This is a genomic window from Brevibacterium sp. (assembly GCF_031179145.1).
Lineage (GTDB): Bacteria > Actinomycetota > Actinomycetes > Actinomycetales > Brevibacteriaceae > Brevibacterium.
The window spans coordinates 102,140-126,561 of record NZ_JAPSIB010000005.1 but is presented as its reverse complement, the minus strand read 5'-3'; the positions used below and the strand labels follow the sequence as shown (position 1 = coordinate 126,561).

Sequence of the window (24,422 nt, the reverse complement as noted above, 5' to 3'; positions counted from 1 at the left end):
TGCTCCTACAAGCCGCCTCAAATTAACGACGAGGGCCCAACGCCCTGAATATACTGCGTAGACCTTTACGCAGGTTGGGTAGATTCTCATAAACGGAGAGCAGCCTGGGCTCGTATCGTGCCCAGCTATCGTCTGCTATGAATCTCTTGGCGCCTTGCCTATAAAAAACAAGATCCTCATCAGAAAGACTATTAATGGCACATCCGATTTCCGCGGAATCAAGATTGGCAGAGACAATAAGCCCCATCGAAGCGGCCCGAATACGCGACGCCATTTCCGGCAAATCGGTAGCAAGAATAGGCACCCCCGAAGCCGGGAACTCCCAAAGTTTATTGGGTGTACAGTAGCGATGGTTGAGGCCGGTATCTTCGTATGGAATCGCCCCTAGGGCGGCCCCCGCGGTCCAAAGAGGAAGCTCAGGTTGCGGCGCGCCGGGAACTACGACAACTCTGGCGTGCGTCGATGCTTGATCGCTCAATTGAGAGGCACGCGCGCGTATCGAATTCTCGAGCTTTCCCCATCCCATAAAGACCACCGACCACCGTGCGTCCAGTTGGCAAGCGACTTCCAATAGTGTGGAGATACCCCGATTCTCTGCGAAGCCACCCTGAAATAGCAAAATGCGCTGATGGGATTCGAGACCCGCCGCTCGATGCAAACGTCCATCGTACACCGGTACACCCGAAAAACGAGACGCGTTGGGAATGAGAACAGCGGAAGGCAGTTCCGGGTATCGACCGGCGTAAAAGCGCGCGATGCTCTCGTTGAGAGTAATGAACGCGGTGACGAGCGAAGCGTTCTCCCGAATTATACGCGGGTTGACTATCCGTCGCACGTCGTCGAGCCCAGCTAAGTCCTCATAGATCTCGTGAGCGTCCCAAATCAGCGGGACCGCGAAAGCATCTTTGTAGCGGGTTGCGGCTGTCAAACACACATGATCATGAATGTGAACTACGTCCGGACGCATTACTTCGCGAACACACTCAAACACAAGGCGACCTTGTTCAGTGAACGACGCCCAAACCTTGTTTTCTCTGGAGGGTGCAAGTCCACGCTCCTCAAGGAACTTCAAAACGTCAATTTTGCCGCGGCTCACAAGTTGAACCGGCGTACCGTCATCGAGACAAAATTTTTCGTGCGAGTTTGCACTCAATCCAAAGACATGCACATAATGCCCTGCAGCCTTCAATGTCTGAGCCTGTTTGATTACACGGGCATCATGACGAACTCCGTTGTGTACGACGATAGCAATTTTCATTCAGGCGCCATTCGAAGAGTTGAGATCATATCAAGGCAATCTAAAATAGGTCGGAGTGGAATCACAGAATCACTGGTGAAACGATCCATCCGATGGTGATCGAAACTGCATTTCGCGGTCTCATATTTTTTAAAACTGCTGACTGACACACCGCCCTTAGGACAGCTTCCAGGTGATGAAACGAGTTAAGAGCATGACAAAGGCAAGTTGCCGGAAACGCCCCGAAGTTCATGTACCCAACAAAACGAGGCCCGAGCCTGTGCCTAGAACTCTAAAATTTGAGCTAACAAACACGTACGGGCTCCGGGTCGGGGGCGTCGTCGATCAACTTCCGAGTCGCATCCGGGCCTATGTTGAACAGAGCGTCAATAGCCGAAAGCCCCGGAACGAAGGAATCCGTATTCTGCTGAGGATAAGGCATACCCTCGAAACCCGTGTAGGTTAGTTCTATATCAGCAGAACTGAACGTTTCGTGTTCCTGATAGTTATCCCCGCCATGTCCCGAAAGGTAGCACGAACCACCTACACCACGCACGAGGTCAACGAGCCTCTCATCCCCCTTACTGCTCAACTCGTACTTGGACGATCTTACGGTAGGGGTTGAGATATCCAGCAATGAAGCCACGTGAGAAATAAGCGCCTGGTTCAGTTCGGACAGACCGCTTTCAGAATGACGTTTTAAGGTTGCGGTCAGCTCCGGCATCAAATCTTTGTAGAACGAACTGCGCTGGTAATTGTGTTTCAGGGTACCGAGATGCTTAGCGATCCATTCATCGCCGACAGTCGTCATATGGTTGATATATCCATCATTACGATGGACAGGGACGCTCAACCATCGCGCCTCGCCTTGGACTAGAACTTTCGAGCGATTGAAGTATCCCCGGCTTGGCGCCAGAACGTCATCTAGGATGACGAAAACATCGCTACGGCTCATTTTGTAAAAATAGCCTAGCCAAGGAAGAAAGTTCGGCTGGTGCACCCCGACAGTAACTAAATTCAATGCTCTCTCCAAATGAATATATTCCGTATCGCTGGAAGCCTCGTGGTACCCTTGGGTTCTATAAAACCTGTATGACGATTCGTTGAAGGCAGGTGTCTTCAAGCCAACCTTGAGAAAGCCGTGCGCACGCCCGGTGAGCTCGACTTCCCGAAGCAGTCGCGCTCCCAACCCACTACCGCGGTGCTGCGGGCTGACTACTAACCTATGAAGCCAGAGTGTATCTTCTTTGGCTGAACACAATGCATAGCCAACAATTTCACCATCGATTTCGGCAGAACGTGATAGCTCCCATTTTTTAGGCAGATCAACCGCGTAAGCTTCGTCCTCCCAGGACATCCACTCAATATCCGAGTCAACAGCGCGTAGCTCTTGGAGGCGTGAATTTAGCTCTTCCTCCCCCAGAATAGCAATATGCGTCCCAGCCATTGGTCAGATCACGCCGCGATAAAGAGTGAAGGCTTCCGCGTACTCATGCCCAATCGTGACGCCACGTGAGTGGCTGAGGCCCCGAATAAACCTCTCAGTGATGTAGGGGCGGTGACGCTGCGACTCGTATTCGGCTAGCGCGGCCACTTTACGATCCACGTCTATTTCATCCAATTTGACGATTAAGTTGGCGTCGAACGAAATATTGTTCCATGGCATCTCGTATCCCAAAATCGTCCGCGCCTTAAATGCACGCATCGCTTCGGCAGCGACCACGCCATGATCTTGGTGCAGATCCTCACGGGTGGGGCAAAATACGGCTTCAGGGTCAAGTTCTCGATTGAGTTCCACCATAGCTTGCAGTACTGCCTGTCGGTGGTCCGCCAGGAAACGAACTGGAAAATCCAGAACCCTAACCCTTTCCTGAGATATCCCGAGCACTTGAGTAGCTCGCATTACTTCAGCACGCAAGGTCCCTGGTTGCACTCCTTCGGGGAGACTCTCATCACAGCTGCAAAAGGCAACATAGTAAACCTCATGACCCTCACGGATCAGCCTTGCAATAGTCCCCCCGCAGCCCAATTCCCCATCGTCCGTATGGGGCGCAAGAACCAGGACCGTCGAATTCTTCTGAAACAAGTGTCTACCTTTCGTGGTCTACCCGAACAGGGCCGTCACCAAGACCGTAACGATTCGAGAAGTAATAGAACTCCGCACCAGAGATATCTACCGGAGCAGGGTCATCCGATAAGAACACGGCCTTTACTTTCACGCCTCGGGACGTTAACGTTCTCGTTATACGTAAGAATCTTTGATAACGGGAAATATCCCGAAATCCTATGAGTGTAACTGTCTGCGGATTACCCAGGAATTCGATAAGATCTTCTTCGCCACTTTCCCAGGTCAACGTGCGCTTTGCCTCTAAAGCATAGCGCTTGAAAGTTTCTCTGTCCTCCAGCACTTTGATTATTGCTTCAACCCACTGGTCGGTCGTTACCTCTTTTAAGGTTATCCCAAACCGATGCCGTTGTACGAGGTCCACGACATCCGGCATCGGGGGCGCGATGACCGGCAAACCAGCGGTCAAATAGTCGAAAAGCCTGTTGGGTAATGCGACTGCACCATTAGGGTTACTGACGTCGCTTGTAATCAGACCGACGTCGGCATCCGAAGCCAGAGAAGCCAGCCTTGAATATTCCACAAAGTCGAAGAAGTGAATCCTGTCCGCTAGACCAAGCTCGCGTATTTCCTCGTGAATCTTTTCTTCATACTCGGCCGGTTTCAGCTTAACAAACGCGGCTAAGTGCACGTCTTCAGGTAGCCTTGCCAATGCACGTATGACCGGTTCGAAACCCACCACCACATTGCCGCTAGCAAACAGAAGACGATCATCGGGTTTGAGCCCACAGTCTTCTCTAAGCTGGTTGGCCGGGCGGGAGTCCTCGAACCACCGATAGTTGGGAAGCACGTGCACCGGCGGACCAAATCGAGTGAGTGTCTTCGCCAGCGCGTGACCTACCGTGAGTATACCGTCGGCAGCCATTAGAGATCCGAAGGCGGCTAAGTTTATCAACTCCAGAGTCGGTGGATGAACACGCGGCGCCAAAGAGTGCTTGTGAACCTCGACGTTTTCAACTGAATCACAGAAAACGCGGCCGCCCTTCAGGCGCCTCAACGAAAGTCCCGCGGGCACAGTACTTGGAAGCAAGCAGAGATAAGCATCTGCTCCGAAATCTACTTCGGATTTCGATATTTCATCAAACAAGAAGCCCTGTCGATATATGCCGAAGTATCTTCGTGCCGCGTCGTAGAAAGAGGATTTTAGAATCAGCTTCTCTCTACTTGACGCAAGCTTGTCTTTATATACTTGAGTACGTTCTTTTAATGTATCTTTTAGCTGGGCTGTTCTTTCATTAGCTTGAACTACTTTTAAGCGCTGCTCTTGCACGCTAGATTTTAGCTTTTCAATTCGCTCGGAGGAAGTTGCCAAGCGCTCCTTGCTGGTTTCCTTAATTCGAGCAACGTTCTCGTTGGCTCGCACTACTCGTGACTGTTGCTCCCGCACACCTTCTTTGAGTTTTTCGACTTGCCGCATGGAAGCTGAAAGTCGAGTCTCGGTCGCGGACAATCGTTGTTTAAGTAACGATTCGCGTTCCTGTATAGTCTCAAGCTGATATTCGAGTTCCGCCACCTGCTGACGTGAAATGTCTACCGGTGGCGCCACTTGGTCCGTTTGCACCATTGTGTAACCCTCCCGCGGCGGGAGACCCTCGTCCCATTCTGTCGGACTGAAGTCTTCTCGGGTGTTCGGTGATAGTTCCTGGTGTCGGATTGCGGCGGCTGCATCCTCGACACCTCGTCTCCGGCTCCGCTCATGTCCAACTTTACTGCGACCAGCTTGATCCTCGTCTTCGAGTTCAGTTGCACCGGGAAAATGTGTTCCGACTCTGTCAGAATGGATATGCTCTGCCGCGCTCCGACTTCCGGGCGCGGTAGTATCCTGCGGATCCCCCGCAGGTCGCCGGCCTGACGTGGTCGGGGAAGTGATTTCACTTTGTGGATCGCTTGTTCGATCCCGCTCTCCGAAGAAGAGGTGGCGGCACCAGGCGCCAAAGTCCAATTTTCCCATAACTGTTCTAGTTTATCAGAGCCGTTACTGGGCTGGACCCACCATGAAAGCTATGCTTTGGCCGGCGCCGTCGCTGAAGTCTCAAGGGGCGAAGCAGTCGCTAGGATTGCAACTGAAGACTCCCCCACTTGTACGCTTCGTGCGATGGGTATGGTGAGCTGTCCGGCTGGTTGGGGGTTGGACCTACGCTTGGCCGCATGGTGACCGAACATCATGTCTTCCGTGTTGTAAGTGAACCGTGAAAGTACGGCGCTTCCGCGCACTGACACTTTCACGACGTGTAGGTCCTTCGGGGCCCCTCGGTTCGGCACCCGGCTGGCTTCTATCCCCACCAATGCCGCTGGCTCATCTAAGCACACCACACGCGCGTGGTAGTCTCGTGCGCATGCAGCTGTCCGGAGGAGCGTCTTGAATAGCAACAAAAGAAGTGCACTCGATCAATACGTCGCCGGGCGTAAAGCCCTAGAATCCGGCGACCTAAGTACAGCGCTAGACCTCATCGCCGACGCTGTTGCAATGAGCCCTGACAATTTTGGCTGGAGGACCACCCTAGGCCAGATCCTAATAGAGGCTGGCCGTACCGATGAAGCGGTCGCGGAGCTAGACCGCGCAGCTAGAATTGCGCCTGAATCAGCGAAAGTTCAAATATTGCTTGGCCGCGCACTAGCAGCATCGAAGAGTCCCTCCGAGGCAGCTTCCGCTTTTCGCAAGGCAGCTCAGCTTGATTCCAAATCCGTGATCGCATGGGAGTCTTTAGGGCGCCTTGCCCGGGAGCAAGGGGAAACTGAAGTCGCGAGGGAGGCGTTTGCGAAGGTCCTGGTGTTAAGACCCGATCATGTGCCCGCTCACTTAGCGCTCGCGGAACTCGCTGCCCAAGGTGACGACCGCCATAGCGAAGCACATCATCGCGGCATCGTAGCTGACCTGAAGGCAGACCATGCGCCATCTCAAGTACTGTACGCTAACAGTTTAATGAAGGTTGGCCGTTATGCCGAGGCGAGAAAACGGTACCTTCGAGTAGCTGAAATCCGCCCGGATAATACCGCAGCCAGTGCGGTTGCAGAGGAACTTACACGTTGGATAGCCAATGGACGTCCGCAAGGTGGTGTAGTTTCGGTCGACTATTACGATGCTGTGTATGAAAGCTCGATTCGGTACAGCAAAGACGGATCCGAGCTTGACGATGCAAAGCACTTTCGGTTAATTTGTGATTTACTCGAAGCTGAAGGGACAGACGCAGTCCTCGATTTAGGATGCGGACCCGGGCAGTTCGCACAGTACCTAAGGTCGCGCATGTCAATACCCTATATTGGTATTGATTACAGCCCGATTGCCATCCGGTCCGCCTTGGATCGGAGTATCCCCGGCACTGATTTCCACGTACTGGACATCATCAAAGCCGACCTTCCACATTGTTCTCCTACCACCTCTATCGTGTGCACGGAGGTTCTTGAACACGTGCTCGAAGACTTGTCACTTATTGAAAAATTTCCCGTCGGAATCCTTTGTTACTGTTCAGTTCCGAGTTTTCACACGTTCGGTCATGTCCGTCATTTTGAGAGCCAGTTAGCAGTAAAGCAAAGATATTCGCAATACTTTGATGACTTTTCGATTTCTGAGCTGCCGATCGGAGTTGGGAAAAATAGGCTTTACGTTTTCAGTGGGCGCAGGAACTCAGTTCCCGCGGTTAATGCTTCGTGAAGCCAGATTGATCAGTTTCCGCGCTATTCGTTAGGTTTGCGCCACCTGGGACGCTTCCGCTTTCCCGACCCCGAATTATATAGCATCAGGCTTTCTGTTTCTGAACCGCTTGGTCCTTTGCCGTTCGTTCCGGGTCGCGCCTGTACCGTGTACGTCATGATCGGCAAGCTGAAATCATAGATTCCATTCTTGCAACGACCGCCATTAAAGAAAGTTGCTGGAGAGCGAAAGTTCGGCTCTGCCGACGTCGTTCCGCGACTTCTTGCCGGTCTTGCAGCAGGCTTGTGACTGTGGAATGTATCGCATCGGGTGATGAGTAGACCAGAGGCATATCAGCAATGACGCTTGTTACTTCGCTTCGCCCATCGGGGTTGGATTGCTCGTCGGCACTCCCAGTAACAAGCACGCAACCCGCGGCAAGCGCACGCAGCCCACTCGCAGTTGGGAGATCAGCGGAAAGCGAGTCGATGATGATGTCGAAGTCGCTCAAGTCTGTTGAGGTGTTCTGGTTCTCAATCTCGATGACGTTCAATTCTGGCCCCACGGCGGAGTGCAAACTTTCCAATGCAGTGCGCTCGCTCGCTGATCTCCGTTGATCAGCAAACCACCCGAGTCGCAAGGGCTCGTGAAGAGGGCGGTCGTTCCGGTTGCCCACAGCAAGCGGAGACGGAAGGAACGTGGATACGTTGCCCAGCGACCAGCTCGACGTCAGACAGTTGGTCATAACGCGGCGGTCGTTTGCACCAATGCTTTCACGCAGCTCTACAAACTCTGAGCGGAGCCGATCCGCTTCCTGATCGGAGATCTCGTGCAGCCAGTGATACGGGTGTCGGGCACGCAGGCGGTCAACATCGAATACGGTCTTATTGGCGAGCAATCGTATCGCCGGCTTTCCGGACATTGAGAGGATCCCTGTGGTCAGCGCCGGGGACCAGCTGTCGACCAAGGAGATCGGGTTCTCATAGAACACACCTCGTAGTCGCGCAGCTTCGTGCCTCCAGAAGTCGAGAAACCGCAGACCATCTTCGGTGAGCACGAACCGGCCGTCAGTGAGGTCCCCGCGGATTCGCTTAAGTTGCGGTAGAGCGGTTAAGACGCTCGTTCTCTTGCCGAGAACCTCAAAGGCAGGACCCCAAGCCTTCTCAGCTCCACCTTCTCTGCTGAAAACTGTTACTGGCTCCTCATGCCTCTTCGGAGGCTGCACCTGACGATCGTGCGGCGAGAGATTTGCCCAGATGGACTCCAATCCGGGAACATCCGCCTCCCACGAGTTCTCAAGGATGATTCCGTCGGTGATCTTTTCCTTGTATTCCGAGGCATGTGCCAGCACGTACTTCAGCGTCTCGGCCATCGCTTTGGAGTCGCCACTCGGATAGATTGCGCCGAAGCCCAAACGCCGCACACGCTCAGCCTGAGCGCGCATATCACTGACGACCACTGGCAGGCGAGCGTGGAGATACTCGGACACTTTTGTCGGAGCAGCGGCTTGATGTGCAGCGCTTGGCAAGAGCGCACTGATACCTACATCAGCCGTGGAAAGGAACTTGCTGACGTGTGAGGCGGGAACATAGTCGAGGAGATGAAGCCGCTTCTGTGTCCCGAGCCGTTTCGCTTGCTTTCGAAGGTCTTCGCGGAGGTCGCCGTCGTTCTTGCAGAGGACGGCGACATGCAACTCCGGAAACAGAGCTTGTGCTTCCAGGAGTGTACTAACACCGCGCTGGGGGGCGATGCCACCGGCGTAAACAGCCAGCGGAACATCCGATGCAAGCCCCACTGCACTCCGTACATCTGTGCGAAGAGTGTTCTTATCAGCTTGCGTTGTGCTCGGCAGGTTTCTGACGACTGTCGGGGCCTCGGCGAGGCGGTGGCTTCGCCGAAGCAGCTCGGCGATTTCGTCGGTGACGGTCAGTACAGCGTCTGCCCGCTGAATGCACTCAGCCTCCACCGCAATCCAAGCCTCCTGTTGCTCGACCGGGGGAGGCAAGTGTTGGGTCGGAACATATTCGTGTGCGTCGTAAAGCCACAGCACGGGACGCACTCCCGGCGTCTGCGCGGCCCAGCGGGAATACTGTGCAGCTCCGGGGAGCGGGTGCCTGTCATGCACATGCACAATATCGGGTTCGAGCGCTTTGAATGCGTCGAAGAAGGTAGTTTCATAGTCGACGAGATGGGGCCAGAGTGTTCGCCAGGATCGCCCGAGACGCCGGCTCGCTTTCACACCCGCTTCTCGACTGCGGACTACGCTGCGGTGCGCCAGGTAGGCAGGCCTCTTGAGAGGCTTCCGGAGTCGGTTGATCTGTCGCCGTCTCCACGCTAAACGATCTTCCCGAGCCGCGACTGCTGCAGCGATGCGATCATGGTTTTCGTGTCCTATGGGCAGCCTTACGACAGGAATGTCACCATCAATAAACGAAACCTGCTGAACGGTTCGGCGGCGCACGCCCACCACGGTTACCTTGTATCCGAGGTCGCGCGCAGAGATAGCTGCCTTCTCTACCCGTGAATCACCCACCACAAGGTTTCCCACCGCCATAACAAGGTGTGGTCTGAGGTCCTGGCCTGAGCGATCCGCTGATTGATGCATAAAACTCATTCCACCCCGAGAACGTCGAACCATCGATTCAGTATTCGGTCTCGATCCCATTGCAATGACTGCCGGCGTGCTCGTCCGGCGGCGTCAGCCAACTTATTGCTGTTGTTGAGGTCCACGATCCTCTGAGCAGCCTCATCGGCGCCTTGCACGATCCACTCTCGTCCGAAAATCTCTTCGGCCCCCGGCCGTTCCCAAATTACAGGGACTGCGCCACTCGCCATCCCTTCAACTGGTGCAAGATGAAAGCTCTCATTGTGGCTCGGGGACAGGATAAAGCCAACTCCCCTGAGCCACGACGCGATATCTGGCGAGAACGATTCGAAAACGACCCGGTTCTGCAGGTGTTTACTGTTGCGAATTCTTGCGTAGAAGTCGAGGTATAGTTGCCGCTGCAACGGATCGCGCCACTCGTGAGGATAGTCCCAGGGAGGGCGACCCTTGATGCGCAGCATGTACCGCTCGTCAGATTCGAGTAAGAGCTCCAACAGGTCAAGCGCCCGGTCTGGACGTTTTCCATATCCAACAATGCCAGCCATACCGAGTTGAAACTGACTCCCCGCAAGCTTCGGTCTGTTGAAATCATCGCTTTCGATCATATTTGGAATGACCGAAGTCTTTTCAGGGGCGAGCTTCAAGTTTTCAACTGCGATTTGACGATATCGTTCGGAGACGAAAACCCAATGATCGACCCCGTCAATCTTCAAGGTTTCCAACCATGGACCTCGGAGTTCAAATCCATGTAAACGCACGACAAGTTTCGTCCCCGGGTTCTTATGCTCAGCGTGCCAGACAAGTGAAGGTCCTGCCCATTCGCAAAATACGACATCGGCATCGGCCTTCTTCTGAATGCTCGAGCTTTCGTCATGAGTGTGCAGACTTGTCCATCCGTCAAACTGCAGATCAATATCAGCGCGTTGCCGCAGGCCGTCAACTAGCTCTCCGAGAAATTTGAAGTCGTGGGAACTGATCACGATTTTTGTCCCGTTGTCAGTGCGCGGTATCGACCTTGCACCTCTCACCAAGTACCGTTTGAGTCGCGTAGCAGCGGCAGACATCGAATATTCCGTCGCAACCTCGCGGGCTGCTGCGGCCGTGAGAGCTAGATCCGGTGCGATATTCGCGATGCGATCAGCCACTTGTTCGACCGAAGCGTCGCTTCCCACGATCAGGGGATAGTCTTCTCCCCAAAGGGAAAGATGATCTGCAGAGACATTCAGCAAAGGCGCGGTTTCGCACGCGGCATACTCCAGTGCCTTGGTAGAAACTTCAAGGCTTGCGTCAAGCTCTGCGCTACGCCAGCCGATGCCCACGTGCGCTTTGCTGATCTCATGCAACACACGATTGCGATCAATTCCGCCTAGCCACGTTACGTGGCTGTCAGGATCCTCATGCGCAGCGACAAGTGCTTCGCGCATTCCTTTCGCCCACGTTGGATCTTGCTCATGGTGCTGGAACTTGTCTCCCACTACGACTAGTTCTGCGTCCACGCCACGACCAGCAAGTGCTCTTGGCAGATCGAGCATTTCGTATGTGTGCCACGGCTTTGCCATTTTCCCTGCATAGATCAAGCGCAACCGTGTGTCAGCCGCAGATGAGTCACGTTCGAACGCCTCGTCCGGGATCATAGGAGGCATCAGTAGTGTTTTTCCTGCCGCAGCGGGTGCCACGGCTTCGAGGTACGAACGAGCAGCCTCAGTCTGGGCGAACATTCGCCGACTCGCCGTCGCTACGCGCTGTAGCCGTTCCGACTGATCGTTTGAAAGCTCCTCGATAGGAAAAGGCAGATCGGTGATGTATGACCACAGAACAGACGCGGTCTCAGTCTTCTCGCTGAACGCGAGACAGGCGGCAAATCCGCGAGTGATGATCACATCGAAGTCGTGCTTTTGGCGAAGTCGCACGGCGCGACTCGCAGCCTGATTCGGTGACAAGTCGGGGTCGCGGTCAGCCGGCATATGAATCTGCACTTCAGGATACCGATCTCGGAGCCGGTCCAAGACGCGGCTCTCAATGAATCGGACTTTCGACAGTACATGAACTTCGTGTCCACCTGACGATAATACTTCAGCCAAAGAGGCCAGCCACGTGGACGAACCATCAATCAACCTAAGATCAAGATCAGCGTAGAGCAAGATCTTCATCGTCGCTGTGTCCCTTCGCCGGTGGGCGCGTGGGCTTTAGACGCTGATATAGCGTCGATAAGGGCAGAGTTGACGTCATGCCCCCAACGAGTAGGCGTGAGCCCGTTGTTACGAATTCGGACGTGTGCCAAGTTCTCGAGGGACGCTGTAAAATGACTCGGCACGTCATCGCCGTGAACCACTACTACGATCCCCATTTTCCGAGCCGACATCACGATAGTACGGAGCTCCTGGAATAGACGTGTTCTGCTTGCGTCCAACGCACCTCGCCAAGGAGTCTCGGACAGGGTATCCAAGTCGATCACGAAATACGATGTGGAGACCGACAATGCTGCCTCACCCATTCCTGGCGCAACCCCAGTTATCGACCCCACCGATTCCAGGCTCGGAATGAGGCCTTGTCCGCCGATGTAAGCGATTTCCCTCCGCAGAGCAGTCTCAGCCGCAAGTAGTACCCGTGCGAGATTGCGCTCACCTGGGTGATTCATATCCTGCGTTGCTGCGTCCCGGCCTGCGATGTGCATTCTCGGGCGACCCTGAATTGCGTTCGCGGGGATTGCCCCGGGTGCGAACACGGACCGTTCGGTCGACTGCGACGGTGCCGCATGCCTCTCGTCGGAACTCAAGGGGGATGCCGCGACTCCCCCATCTGCAAGCTCGCGAAGATGCGCCAGGACCTCACGCATTTCGACCGATGTTTTGACAACCGAACCGCGGATATCGTGGACGGGCTGAGTGCGATACTCCACCTTGCTCACCCGATTGTCGACCTTGATCAGCTCTTGCAACAGGGACCGATGTTGCCTTCGGGACAAAACTACGTGGACTCCGATGAAACCCGCTATGACGCCTAGGGCAAGCGCCAAGCCGAATGGTTGATAACCCAGGGCTGGCAAAGCCACAAGGGATAGCGCTATCAATAGCACCAGCGAACCGCCGATGAGAGCGACTGTCTTCTTATTCAAGGCACATCCCAGTGACAATTTGCTCGGCGACGCCCTTCGTCAAGACAATCGTTGGGATTGTCTCGTAATGTCGTCGAAGGTTGCCATTCGGACCGATTGGGCTTTTCGAACTGCGACTCGAGGGCCCCACAAGATGCAGCACATTGAGTTCTACTCGGCTCGCTTGCTCCATGGTCATCTCTCGGTATTCTGCCTCAGCTCAACTACCACTATAAACGAGGTGACGTTCGCTACCGAACGCCCGAACCCCGTTCCTCATGCCTGCGGAACCAACCCAACTTCCGCCGCAAGCCCAAGCTCCTCCCACACCTCCGGGTCGTGAGTCGCGCTGTGGCTCCAGAACAGCCGGTCGATGAGCTTCACGTGCACGTTGGGGGCGCTGGGCAGGCGCTGCGCGGTGCGGGCGACGGCGAGGACGATGTCGAACTTCAAACGGATGTCGACGACGCGGCGCACCTTGTCGAGCATCTGGCGGTGGTGGGCGTTCACCGGGGCGCTGAGGAACACCACCTCATCGACCGAGACCCCCGCATTCACCGCGCGGGCGAGGACCTCGCTGCCGTAGCTGAATGCGAAGACTGTGTGGAGCGCATTCCCTCCGCCCGCGGCCACCGCCCAGCGATGGAACCGTTGGCCCGCGAGATTCCGCTGATCCTCGCTGAGAGCACCGGACCAGGAGAACTCCTGGCCGTCGTCGTAGAGGTCGGCGCGAACGTCACGCTGAATGAGGGTGTGGAAGTCGCCTCCGGGGTACCACCAGGTGTCCTTCCAGTCCCAGGTACCATGCACCATCGTCGAGACGCCCGCCGTCCGCGCGTGGCGTTGCACAGAGGACGACCCTGCAGCTGAGCTGCTGTCCGCAGGGTCGATCACCTTCGGCTGATACAGGAACGGCGCCAACGAGATCTCGCGCACGACAGCGTCCCCAGACTCCCACCCTTGGCGCACGCGCAGCTCGGCCAGATCACGCAGCGTTCTCACTACTTGATCCGGATTATGCGTCCTCAACGCTCGGTCGAGTGGATCCTCACACTGACTCTGCCAGTCGCCGCCAGAGCCCTGCCAGCCGTCATCAGACCCCTGCCGGTCACCGCCGGACCAGGTCCAAGGCCCCTCCGTCCAGCCGAACGGACGATTGACACGCTCGACCGAATGAAGCGAGGTGAGTAGCGCTGCAGCTGCCGTCACGGATTCGCGCTCCAGGCCGCTGCTGAGTCCGGCGGCGAGCAGCGCCAGTCGCGCCCGTGGTGTTCCCGACTCCTGGAGATCGGCGAACGCCTCCCGACGGAGAGCGGAGCAATCGGCTGCATAGGCATCGAGCAGCCACTCCACCTCACGGTTCTGGTGCTGCGGCGTCGTCAGGGTCTGCCGCGCCGCCATGAGGTCGTCGTCGAGTCCCACGCTCGCGAGGCTACCGTCGGGCACAACCATGTCCGACGAAGCACCATGGGTGTTCGGCCCCGGGCCGAGGGCGGCCATCATCGCGAATCGGGCAGCATTGGTGCCTTCGTGCGCGGAAGTGGGCTCGATCGACTCGCGATCGGCGAAGACCTCGAAGCTCTCGACCACCTCGGCGCCCTTATTTGAAGTTCTCGTACTCCTTGACGACGTCCTCCGTGGGTCCGTCGGCGCGGAGCACACCCTTCTCGATCCAGATCGTGCGGTTGCACGTGTCCTTGATCGAGCGCATCGAGTGCGAGACGAGGAAGACGGTGCCGGCGTTCTCGCGGATCTCCCGGATCTTGCCCTCACTGCGTTTCTGGAACTGCTTGTCACCGACGGCCAGCGCCTCGTCGACGATGAGGATCTCGTGCTGGACGGCGGTGGCGATGCCGAACTTCAGGCGCTGGGACATGCCCGAGGAGTAGGTGCGCATCGGCATGTCGATGAAGTCGGCCAGACCGGTGAACTCGACGATGTCGTCGTACTTGGCCTCGACCTCCTCCCGGGTCATCCCCAGGGCCAGTCCGCCGAGGATGATGTTGCGACCGCCCGACAGGTCCCCGATGAGGGCTGCGCCGACGCCGAGGAGGTTGGGCCTGGCACTGGCATACACCGCACCGGAGGAGGTGGGGGTCAGCCCCGTGATCGTGCGCATCAGGGTCGACTTTCCGGACCCGTTGCTGCCGATGATGCCGATCGACTCGTTCGCGTGGGCGATGAAGCTGATTCCCTTGAGGGCATGGACCTCACGCAGCTCGCGCTTGCGCTGGAGGAATCCGCTCGCCGTGCCGAGCGCCAGCTTCTTCCCCGTCGCCAGGGTCTTGTACTTGACGTGGACCTCGTCGCAGATGACGACGGGCGGATCGGTCTGTTCGTTGGTTTCGGGCGCTGCCATCTCTGCCTCACTCATCGCGACCGTACCTTTCCTCGGCCCGCCAGAAGAACACGAAGCCGAACACGAACACCACCACTGCCCAGACGGAGAGGTTGAAGAAGTACTCATAGGGCACGGTCATGTTCTTCATGAGAATCCCACGGCTGATGGCCAGGACGTTGTTGAGGGGATGCCAGTCGGCAAAGGGCTGCCAGCCGGGCGCGACCTTCTGGATCATGTCGTTGAGGTTGAAGAACACTCCCGAGGTGTAGAAGATCATGCGGGAGATGAACGGGATGACCTGGCTGAGGTCGCGGAAGTGGACCGTGATCCGGGCGAAGATGAATGCAATGCCCTGATTGAAGACCCAGAAGATCAGCACCAGGGGGATGAAGAGCAGCCAGTCCCAGCTTGGGCGCGATCCCCAGATCATGGACAGGATGATCATCAGCGCCAGCGTCGGCATGAAGTTGAGGAGGTTCTGCAGCACCGTGGCGATCGGCAGCACGATACGCGGGAACGGCAGCGACTGCACCAGTGATGCGTTCTGGATGATCGACTTCGCGCCGCCGTTCATCGACGAGTTGAAGAATTCGAGGGAGAACACGCCGATGATGACGAAAGGCACGAAGTCATCAGGCCTGGCGCCGACGCCTTTCATGATGAAACCGAAGACGAGTCCGTAGATCAGCGCTGAGAACGAGGGACGCAGGACGACCCAGAGCATGCCGAGGCGGTTGCGTTCGTTCTCGCTCTGGATCCGGTACCGGGCCAGAGTCAGGGTGAAATCGCTGCGCTGCCACAGCTCCTTGACGTATTCGGGCAAAGACGGCCGCCCACCCACTCTTTCGAGCCCGTGCTCGGCAGCAAGCTTGGCCATATCCATGAATGAAAGGTCTCTCGTCGGCGACTGGTTACGAACAAAGGAAGTCTATGCGATCGCTCTAACCAAGGCTCACAGTCGGCTGTGAGCCTTGAGGTCGAATTCTGGGTCCTCGATCTGCGCCCTCGTCGGAATGTGACCACCGTCCAGTACGCGTCGCGCGGCGGCCTGCATCGGCGGCCAGCCCAGCGTTTCGACGCCGATGAGCAGAGCGTCCGGTTCCGGCCCGGCGAAGTGGAAGACCTGCATCTTCTTCCCGTCCGGTCCCATGCGGATGACAACGTCCCCCGCGTCAGGTCTGGTCAGACCGGCGGTGAAGACCTTCTCCGGGCCCTGGAAGCTCCAATGCCACGGCACGTCGGACCACGGCTGCTCGGTCTCGCCGGTGAGCAGCTGGACCAGAAACTTCCCGTGGGTCTCCGCCACCGGCTCGCACGCCCACGGGTGGGCCAGGGCATAGGGACCCGCGGTCACCCGTGCGCAATCCCCTGCCGCCCAGACCCCGGGATGCGATGTTGCCAATTTCTCATTCACATCCCAGGCGAACTCGGGCACGTCCCCGTTGATCGGGATGAGCTCGGGCCGGGCTCCGACGCTGGTCACGAGCAGATCGTGGACGCCGGCCGGGATGTCCGCCGGGTCAGTCAGATTCATCACGAATTCCACGCCGGCGTCCCTGTGCCTGGCAACGAGCGCGTCACGGACCGGCTTCGACAGCTGCCTGCGCAGCGGTTCGGTCCCCCGCAGGTAGACGGTGGCCCGATGACCGGCGGCCACAGCCGAGGTCGCGACCTCCATCCCCAGGTATCCCGAACCGAGCACGCCAACGTTCAGCTGTTTCGTCGATGCCTCGACGCGCGCACGGATCCATTCCGCCTCGCCGAGGTTGTAGACCGGAAGCGCGTCCGGGTAGTTCGGGACGTGGGGAGCATTGGCCTCCATCCCGGTGGCGAGGATGCAGTGGGTGAACTCGAGCGTCTCGCCGGAATCGAGGGACACGGTGCCGGCGATCTCGGACTCGCCGAACGGGGCGGCGGTGTCCTGCTGGGACTCGGCGGTCGGCCGGGACTCGGCAGGTGGCTGGGACTCGGCGGTCGCCTCGGCGAGGGTGATCTGCAGTGCCCGGGCACTGACGAAGGTCACGAGCTCCGAGGACCCGAGGTGATAGGGCAGGTGGTAGCGGGAACCGTCGAAGAGGTGCTTCGACAGGGGCGGCCGCTCGTATGTCTCCCCCGCCTGCGGGTCGATGAGTGTCACTGCCTGACCGCGTTCGCCGAACTCGCGCGCGGCGGTGGTGCCTGCCAGGCCTGCCCCGATGATGACGATCCGTTTGCCCATAGGCCCATCGTATTGCCAGGGGATGCTCGGGCTCGCCTCGGTGCTTAGACTGGATTCATGAGTGATGAAACTTCGGTCCAGGTGACAGAGATCCCCGAGGGGGCGCCAATCCTCGACGTGCGCGAGGACGACGAGTGGCAGGCCGGGCACATCGAAGGGGCGATCCACATTCCCCTGGGCGATCTGCCCATCCGCTACGGCGAGGTTCCCCTCGATGAGGACGTCTACGTCATCTGCCGCACCGGCGGTCGCTCCCGCCGCGCAGCGGCCTGGCTCAACGGCAACGGCTTCGACGCGATCAACGTCAACGGCGGTATGGGTGCGTGGAACCTCGACCACGGCAAGCCGATCGTGTCCGAAACCGGTGAAGAACCCTGGGTGAAATAGGGCGATATACGACCACCCGAGGGCTGCGACGCGTCGGCCTCGCGATCCTCATCCCCTGTGCGGCGCTCTGCGTCCTGCTCATCCTGTTCCCGTCGGGGAGCGTGATCGCCTCTGCCAACTTCAAGGTCTGGGAGGCGTTCCAGGCGGTGTTCGGCTGGCTCCCCCATGCGGAGACATTCACGCCGGGTCGCCTCGAACGAGTGTGGAACGTCGTCATGTTCATTCCGCTGGGTTTCGGCCTGGTTCTCCTGTGGCCGCATTGGTGGTGGGCCTCGGTGCTCCTGCTGGCCAGCATCGGCATCGAGGGCGTGCAGTTCCTGTTCTACGGCGGCGCCCGACTGCCCGAGGCCTGGGACATCGTGACGAACGGCCTCGGCGGGATCATCGGAGTCGCAGCGGGGTTCGTTGTGCTGTGGCTATTCCGGCCCGAGGACGGACGGGCGGATGATGGTTAGCCGGCAGGGTAGAAGCCGGACCGGGACGCGCCTGTGCGGCACCCCTGAAGTGAACCGATATCGTCCACCATTCAAGACCTCGGGGTCGAGGACTGTGTGCCCGGGCGGGGATTTGGCAAGGTAGGGACATGACTACTCGCGCCGGCCAACTTGCCCAAGATCGGGACCTCGTTGACATCCCCGCCCTGCTCGACTCGTACTACGATCTCGTCCCTGACGCTTCCGTCGCCGCCCAGGCCGTGAGCTTCGGGACCTCGGGGCACCGCGGATCGAGTTTCAACCGCGCATTCAACGAGGCCCACATCGCCGCGATCACCGCCGCGATCGTCGACTTCCGCAAGGATCACGGCACCCGCGGGCCGATCTTCCTCGGCCGCGACACCCATGCACTCAGTGAGCCCGCGTTCCTCACCGTGCTCGAGGTCCTCGCCGCCGCCGAGGTGCCCGCCCTCATCGACGAACGCGACGGGTTCACGCCCACCCCTGCTGTGTCCCACGCCGTACTCGGCTTCAACGCCGGCAAGAGCCGCACCGACGCTCAGGCCGACGCGATCATCGTCACCCCCAGCCACAACCCACCCTCCGACGGCGGCATCAAGTACAACCCGCCCCACGGCGGTCCAGCCGGCACCGACACGACGAAGTGGATCGCCGACCGCGCCAACGCCTATCTCGAGGCCGGGTGGGAGAAGATCCCGCGGAAGTCCTTCCAGCGCGCCTTCCACCTCGAGAACACCGAGAACTTCGACTTCATCGCCAACTATGTCGGCGACCTCCCCTCGGTCATCGACATCGACGTCATCCGCAGCTCCGACATCAAGATCGGTGCCGATCCCCTGGGCGGGGCCAGCGTCGACTACTGGGCCGCGATCGCCGAGGACTTCGACCTCAACCTCACCGTCGTCCACCCCGAGGTCGACCCGGCGTGGAGCTTCATGACGCTCGACTGGGACGAGAAGATCCGCATGGACTGCTCCTCGCCCTTCGCGATGGCCGGCCTCATCGCCTCCCGGAACGAATACGACATCGCCACGGGCAACGACGCCGACGCCGACCGGCACGGAATCGTCACCCCCGACGCGGGACTGATGAACCCCAACCACTACCTCGCCACCGCCATCGACTACCTGCTCGAGCATCGCAGCGGGTGGCCCACCTCGGCGGCCATCGGGAAGACCCTGGTCACCTCGTCGATCGTCGACCGCATCGTCGCCGCCCACCGGCGGACGCTGTTCGAAGTTCCCGTCGGCTTCAAATGGTTCGTCCCCGGCCTGCTCGACTCGACCCTGGCGTTCGGCGGTGAGGAGTCCGCGGGAGCGTCGTTCCTGCGCCGTGACGGCAAGGTTTGGTCGACGGACAAGGACGGGATCATCCTCGCCCTGCTCGGCGCTGAGATGACCGCGACGACCGGGCAGACGCCGTCCCAGCGCTACGCCGGTCTGGCCGCCAAGCATGGCACCAGCGCCTACGCCCGCCAGGATGCTCCCGCCACTCGGGAGCAGAAGTCGCGACTCGGTTCGCTCAAGCCCGAGGAAGTCAGCGCGAAGACCATCGCCGGGGAACAGATCGACTCGGTGCTCACCTCGGCGCCGGGGAACAACGCACCCATCGGCGGACTCAAGGTGACGACGGAGAACGCCTGGTTCGCGGTCCGCCCGTCGGGCACGGAGGACGTCTACAAGATCTACGCCGAGTCGCTGCGCGACGACGAGCACCTGCAGCAGGTGCAGAAGGACGCGCGGACGCTGGTGGACTCGGTGCTCAAGTGAGGCCGATGCGCTGACAGACGAACGGCGGCTCCCTTCGCGATGAAGGGAGCCGCCGTTGTCAGTCTCCAGGCAGTCGCCCGGTCAGGACGACCGACCGATCAGAGGTGCTGCTCAGGCGCGGTCTCGACGTACTCGGCGAGGGTGTCGTTCTTGAACGCCTCGCGCACCTTCTTCAGCTCCGCCTCGTCGACCTCGATGATCGACTGACCATCGGCCGAGCGACCGACGCCCGCGGTCGGGGCGGTGAAGAACTGGATGTCGGATGGGCGGACGTCGCGCATCTCGAATGCAGTCGCGGAGATGTACTGCGCGGTGAGCCCGCTGTCAACGTACATGTAGGGCGCGAACTCGGTGACCATGTTCGCGATCTTCTGCGGGTCCGACAGAGTGTCGGCGGAGATCATCTCGTTGATCAGGCCCTTGATGAACGCCTGCTGGTTGCGGGCGCGCTGGAAGTCGCCGTCGGAGAACTTCTTGCGTTCGCGCACGAAGGCCAGTGCCTCTTCGCCGTTGAGGCGGTTCTCGCCCTTGACGAATTCGTGGCCGTCGCGGGTGAAGGCCTGCTCGGAGTTCACGGTCACCCCGCCGAGGCTGTCGGTCAGTCCCTTGAACCCCTCGAAGTCGATGACGGCGACGTGGTCGATGTCGTCGTCGATGAAGTCGGAGACCGTGGACACCGCCAGTGGCAATCCACCGTAGGACAGCGCGGCGTTGATCTTCGCCTCACCATGGCCCTCGATGTCGACCCAGGTGTCACGCGGGATCGACATCACCTGGACGTTCGATCCGGATTCGGGCAGGTGCATGACCATCATCGAGTCCGAGCGCAGTCCGCGGCTGTCGTTCATGTCGACTTCGCTCATCGGCTCGTCCGAGCCGAGCAGCAGGATGTTCGTTCCGTTCTTGTCGTTCGACTCCTTGGCCTTGGTGTCGCCGAAGACCTGCTCGTCGGAGAGCTGGTTGGCCGCCTCGTTGAAGTTGCGTCCCACGTTCCACAGGTAGAGTCCGACGCCCAGGACGCCGAGGACCACGACGACGATGGCCGCCACAAGGATCTTGCGCCACACCCGACGCTTCTTGCGAGGACGTTCGCGCTGCTCGTCCTGCCGGCCGAACATGTCGTCGAAATTGCTGTGGTCCGTCATCGGCACTCCAGTCGTGTCAAGAGGGGTGGTGCTGCAGTCGTCGCGCGGGTGGTCGTGCTGATCGGGGCGCACGGCAACGGCAGAAAGCGTCAAGGATCGCACTCATTGTATAGTCATGGGCTGGCATCGGGACTCAGCGTCGAATGGGGCGCGGGCTCCGGTCTGGGGCGGACCGGCGGGCTCGGGCGGGGCGGCCTGGCGGGCTCGGGCGGATTGGTGGGCGGTGACCGTTCTCACCCGAGATTCCGCCGCCGGACTACTGTACCGACTGGACGGTAGTAGGTAGACTTCTGAGGTGTTCAACAACTATCGGGAAATTCTGTCTCTTCCCGGTGCCCTCAAGTTCTCCTTGGCCGGCCTCGTTGCACGCATGCCCATCGCTGTTCTGGGTCTGGGAATCGTCCTCTTCATCCAGGGCGTCACCGGCTCCTACGGCCTGGCGGGCATCGTCACCGCCGTGTACATGATCGTCCAAGCGATTGCGGGCCCGGTGATCGCACGCCTCGTCGACCGTCGCGGGCAGGCCACGGTGATGGTGCCCATCGTCATCATCCACCTCGCCGCGCTGCTCCTGCTCATCCTCTCGGTGTACCTCGACTGGTGGGTCGGCTTCGTCTTCCTCTTCGCCGGCATCGGCGGAGCCACCGTCGGCTCCGTCGGTTCGCTCGTGCGCTCCCGCTGGTCCCATCTCGTCGGCTCCCCCAAGCAGCTGCAGACGGCGTTCTCCTGGGAGTCCGTTGCCGACGAGCTCCTCTTCGTCACCGGCCCCGTGCTCGCCACTGTCCTCGCCACCGCCGTGTGGCCGCCCGCAGGCGTCATCTTCTCGATGATCACCACCGCCGTCGGCTCGGTCCTCCTCTACATCCAGAAGTCGACCGAACCGCCCCCGATCGAGCGCAGCACCGAGCCCAAAGGCCATGTCTTCTCCAACCCCGGCATCTTCACGATCATCATCGTCAACGTGTTCCTCGGCGTGAACTTCGGGGCCATCGACGTCATCGCGGTCGCATTCTCGGACGAGCTCGGCCTCAAACCCCTGTCCGGGGTCCTGCTCAGCGCCTTCGCCCTGGGTTCGCTGATCTCCGGAGCGCTCTACGGCGCCCGCAGCTGGTCATCGGCGACCCACCACCGCTTCGGCGTCACCGTGTCGCTGCTCGCGATCGGCACCTGCACGATGCTGCTCGCCGAGGGCATGATGTCCTTCGGCATCATCCTCTTCTGCGTCGGCTTCACGATCGCCCCCAGCCTCATCGGCGCGAACTCCGTCATCGAACAGCTCGCCCCGCCGAGGCGACTGACCGAAGCCTTCGCCTGGCTCGGCACATCCCTGGGCTTCGGCGTCGCCTTCGGCTCGGCCATCGCCGGCAGCATCATCGACGCCCATGGCGCGAAGTCGGCGATGCTCCTGCCCGCCGGCTGCGCGCTCATGGGCGCCATCCTCGCCGTGAGCCTGCTCAAGCTGCTCAACCCGAAGCGCTCAAGCCACGAGGCGCGGCTCAGCCGGAAGGTGTCGCTCAAGGGCTGATGGCCGGGTGGGATCAGCCGGTGACTCCGGTGATCTCGTCGCTCGCGTGGGGCAGCTCCTTGCTCTTGGTCACCTTCCCGGACTCCAGATCGACGACGTGGAGAGTCTTCTTCGCGGGCTCGCTGACATAGGCGTTCTTCCCCTGCACGTACAGAGTCGGCCGCGCCTCCTGCCATTCGAGGGGCTCGGTCCACTTATCGACCACCGGGATGACGGACTCCTCTCTGCCCGACTCGGCATCGATGACATGGAGCTGTCCGTCGGTTCCCAGCACCAGCGCCTCACCCTCGGGGCCACGATCGAGAGACCGGAAGCTGTACGACGTTCCCAGATCGACCAGCTTGAGGTGACCGGTGCGGGTATCGGTGAGGCTCACGCGTTCCGGCCGTTCCAGCTCGGCGTCTTCGTCGACCTTGTAGTCGCCGAGGATGACGGACGAATTCTCGTCGCCGGCCTGGTTCCCGATGCGCCCGTATTCGTCCGTTGAGTCGACCTTGGTGAACTTTCCCTGGCTGTAGTAGAGGATCCCGTTCTCGCAGCCGAATGCGATGACGTCGTCCTTCGCGGCAGCTTCGCCGTGCACGCCCGGGCAGTCCTCGTTCCTGGCGGTTTCGCGGCCCTCTTGGTCGCGGACCACGACTCCCGATCGCTCCTCCTCGGTGCCCACGGTGTGGATGAGCTCTCCGGTGTCCAGTTGGACTGCGGCCCCATGATGAGGTGCCTCGGCCTCGACGATGCGCGGCTGGGGGTCGGCATCGGAGAGCTTCTCCGGGTCGAGGATCTGCATCTTCCCGTCCCCGTCGCCGAACAGCACGGTCGACTGTCCATGATGGATGACATGACCGGGCTTGTCCGAGGGGAACGACGTGTCCGTCATTCCGGGCGGGACGGAGTAGCTGTGGGAGTGGTCGCCATGCGGCTCGGTCCAGGAGCCGGCGTCGAAGAGCCGGAATTCGTTCCCGGCCGTCACCATCACGTGACGACCGTCTCCGGCCGGGTTCACCCGATTGAACCCGTCCAGCTGGGTGTCGTCGATGACATCGAGCGTCTGCGCGTCGAGGGTGAGGAGGCCGCCGTCGTAGGTCAGCACCAGCCGAGGTTCCGGCTTCTTCAGCTCCGTCGGCGGCACGGAGGGCCGGGCCGATGGCGAGGTTTCGCCTTCTCCTGCTGCAGCCGAGGTCTCACTGCTCTCACCGGCACACCCGCCGAGGAGAGCGAGTCCTGCGGCCAAGACCGCGGACGGGACGACGAAATGCTGTCGAGTCTTCATGGAGGTCCTTCACATAGTCGTTCTGTTATATTTATTGATAGTCGTTATCACTAGTGGAAGTGATCCTACATGATGTGCACGGGCTGTCGGCACACGTGGCGCAGGGCGGCCACTAGGATGAGAGACGATCATCGACGCCGCAGCTTTGCCCAGGGAGCCCTCATGACCGGCCGCACAGGCCCCGCCGACTCGGAGGCGACTCGGAAACCGCGTCGCAGCACGCAGCAGAAGAGCGCGATCAGCGCGGAACTGTCGACGCTGGGTGGCTTCGTCTCCGCGCAGGAGCTCCACCGGCTGCTCAATGCCTCTGGTTCAGGAATCGGTGTGGCAACGGTCTACCGGCAGCTCAACCGCCTCGCCGATGACGGCGAGATCGATACCGTGACCAGCCCCGACGGTGAACGGCTCTTCCGCTCCTGCCACACTGCCGAGCATCACCATCACATCGTCTGCCGACAGTGCGGCACCGCCGTCGAGATCAGTCCGCCCGTCGAGCAGTGGCTCGACGACGTCGGTCGCTCCAACGGGTTCACCGCGATCAGTCACACTTTCGAGGTCTTCGGAATCTGCGCCGACTGCTCCACGAGCGCAGAGACGTCCTGAGAGCCTCGCAACCCTCC

General features: G+C 59.6%; 18 protein-coding genes. 6 read left to right on the top strand and 12 right to left on the bottom strand.

The window, feature by feature from the left end; genetic code table 11:
- Positions 1-22: 22 nt before the first annotated feature.
- The 4 genes from RIT73_RS05925 to RIT73_RS05910 form a co-directional block, all read right to left on the bottom strand.
- The gene (locus RIT73_RS05925; protein ID WP_309131138.1) at positions 23-1,258 is read right to left on the bottom strand and encodes a glycosyltransferase family 4 protein; all 1,236 of its coding nucleotides are present in this window, start codon (positions 1,256-1,258) and stop codon (positions 23-25) included.
- A gap of 283 nt (positions 1,259-1,541) precedes the next feature.
- Positions 1,542-2,594, bottom strand: coding sequence for a WbqC family protein (locus RIT73_RS05920; RefSeq protein WP_309131137.1), 1,053 nt, complete (start codon positions 2,592-2,594; stop codon positions 1,542-1,544).
- Between the two features lie 93 nt (positions 2,595-2,687).
- On the bottom strand, positions 2,688-3,323 hold the full coding sequence (locus tag RIT73_RS05915) for a PIG-L family deacetylase (RefSeq protein WP_309131136.1): 636 nt from the start codon (positions 3,321-3,323) through the stop codon (positions 2,688-2,690).
- Between the two features lie 4 nt (positions 3,324-3,327).
- On the bottom strand, positions 3,328-4,926 hold the full coding sequence (locus RIT73_RS05910) for a glycosyltransferase (protein WP_309131135.1): 1,599 nt from the start codon (positions 4,924-4,926) through the stop codon (positions 3,328-3,330).
- Positions 4,927-5,721: 795 nt separating this feature from the next.
- On the opposite strand from RIT73_RS05910, the gene RIT73_RS05905 reads away from it, so the two are divergent.
- Positions 5,722-7,014, top strand: coding sequence for a tetratricopeptide repeat protein (locus RIT73_RS05905; RefSeq protein WP_309131134.1), 1,293 nt, complete (start codon positions 5,722-5,724; stop codon positions 7,012-7,014).
- Positions 7,015-7,168: 154 nt separating this feature from the next.
- Here RIT73_RS05905 and RIT73_RS05900 read toward each other — a convergent pair whose 3' ends face one another.
- The 6 genes from RIT73_RS05900 to RIT73_RS05875 all read right to left on the bottom strand — a co-directional run bounded on the left by RIT73_RS05900 (position 7,169) and on the right by RIT73_RS05875 (position 17,251).
- Positions 7,169-9,598 (bottom strand): glycosyltransferase family 4 protein, encoded by a 2,430-nt coding sequence (locus RIT73_RS05900; protein ID WP_309131133.1) that lies wholly within the window; start codon positions 9,596-9,598, stop codon positions 7,169-7,171.
- 5 nt (positions 9,599-9,603) lie between these two features.
- Positions 9,604-11,748 carry a glycosyltransferase gene (locus tag RIT73_RS05895; protein ID WP_309131132.1) on the bottom strand — a complete coding sequence of 715 codons (2,145 nt, stop codon included), beginning with the start codon at positions 11,746-11,748 and terminating at the stop codon, positions 9,604-9,606.
- 1,220 nt (positions 11,749-12,968) lie between these two features.
- Complete coding sequence (locus tag RIT73_RS05890; protein WP_309131131.1) at positions 12,969-14,282, bottom strand: hypothetical protein; 1,314 nt, start codon at positions 14,280-14,282, stop codon at positions 12,969-12,971.
- A gap of 10 nt (positions 14,283-14,292) precedes the next feature.
- Entirely contained in the window at positions 14,293-15,066 is a 774-nt protein-coding gene (locus RIT73_RS05885) for an ATP-binding cassette domain-containing protein (RefSeq protein ID WP_309131130.1), read from the bottom strand.
- Positions 15,059-15,916: an ABC transporter permease gene (locus RIT73_RS05880; protein WP_309131129.1), complete on the bottom strand. Its 858-nt coding sequence runs from the start codon at positions 15,914-15,916 to the stop codon at positions 15,059-15,061. Before RIT73_RS05880 ends, RIT73_RS05885 begins: the two co-directional genes overlap by 8 nt.
- Positions 15,917-15,985: 69 nt before the next feature.
- Positions 15,986-17,251, bottom strand: a complete 1,266-nt coding sequence (locus tag RIT73_RS05875; protein WP_309131128.1) for an FAD-dependent oxidoreductase — start codon at positions 17,249-17,251, stop codon at positions 15,986-15,988.
- A 57-nt stretch (positions 17,252-17,308) separates the two neighbouring features.
- Between RIT73_RS05875 and RIT73_RS05870 the strand changes: the two genes are divergently transcribed.
- The 3 genes from RIT73_RS05870 (at position 17,309) to pgm (ending at position 19,862) form a co-directional block, all read left to right on the top strand.
- Positions 17,309-17,638: a rhodanese-like domain-containing protein gene (locus RIT73_RS05870; protein WP_309131127.1), complete on the top strand. Its 330-nt coding sequence runs from the start codon at positions 17,309-17,311 to the stop codon at positions 17,636-17,638.
- Positions 17,626-18,093 carry a VanZ family protein gene (locus RIT73_RS05865; RefSeq protein WP_309131179.1) on the top strand — a complete coding sequence of 156 codons (468 nt, stop codon included), beginning with the start codon at positions 17,626-17,628 and terminating at the stop codon, positions 18,091-18,093. The genes RIT73_RS05870 and RIT73_RS05865 overlap by 13 nt, the downstream gene beginning before the upstream one ends.
- Positions 18,094-18,221: 128 nt before the next feature.
- On the top strand, positions 18,222-19,862 hold the full coding sequence (pgm, locus tag RIT73_RS05860; protein ID WP_309131126.1) for a phosphoglucomutase (alpha-D-glucose-1,6-bisphosphate-dependent): 1,641 nt from the start codon (positions 18,222-18,224) through the stop codon (positions 19,860-19,862).
- 98 nt (positions 19,863-19,960) lie between these two features.
- Here pgm and RIT73_RS05855 read toward each other — a convergent pair whose 3' ends face one another.
- Positions 19,961-21,007, bottom strand: a complete 1,047-nt coding sequence (locus RIT73_RS05855; protein WP_309131125.1) for an LCP family protein — start codon at positions 21,005-21,007, stop codon at positions 19,961-19,963.
- Between the two features lie 295 nt (positions 21,008-21,302).
- Between RIT73_RS05855 and RIT73_RS05850 the strand changes: the two genes are divergently transcribed.
- Entirely contained in the window at positions 21,303-22,532 is a 1,230-nt protein-coding gene (locus tag RIT73_RS05850; protein WP_309131124.1) for an MFS transporter, read from the top strand.
- A gap of 13 nt (positions 22,533-22,545) precedes the next feature.
- Here RIT73_RS05850 and aztD read toward each other — a convergent pair whose 3' ends face one another.
- Complete coding sequence (gene aztD / locus RIT73_RS05845; RefSeq protein ID WP_309131123.1) at positions 22,546-23,802, bottom strand: zinc metallochaperone AztD; 1,257 nt, start codon at positions 23,800-23,802, stop codon at positions 22,546-22,548.
- A 162-nt stretch (positions 23,803-23,964) separates the two neighbouring features.
- On the opposite strand from aztD, the gene RIT73_RS05840 reads away from it, so the two are divergent.
- A complete protein-coding gene (locus RIT73_RS05840; protein ID WP_309131122.1) occupies positions 23,965-24,405 on the top strand; it encodes a Fur family transcriptional regulator in 441 nt (146 codons plus the stop codon).
- Positions 24,406-24,422 lie beyond the last annotated feature (17 nt).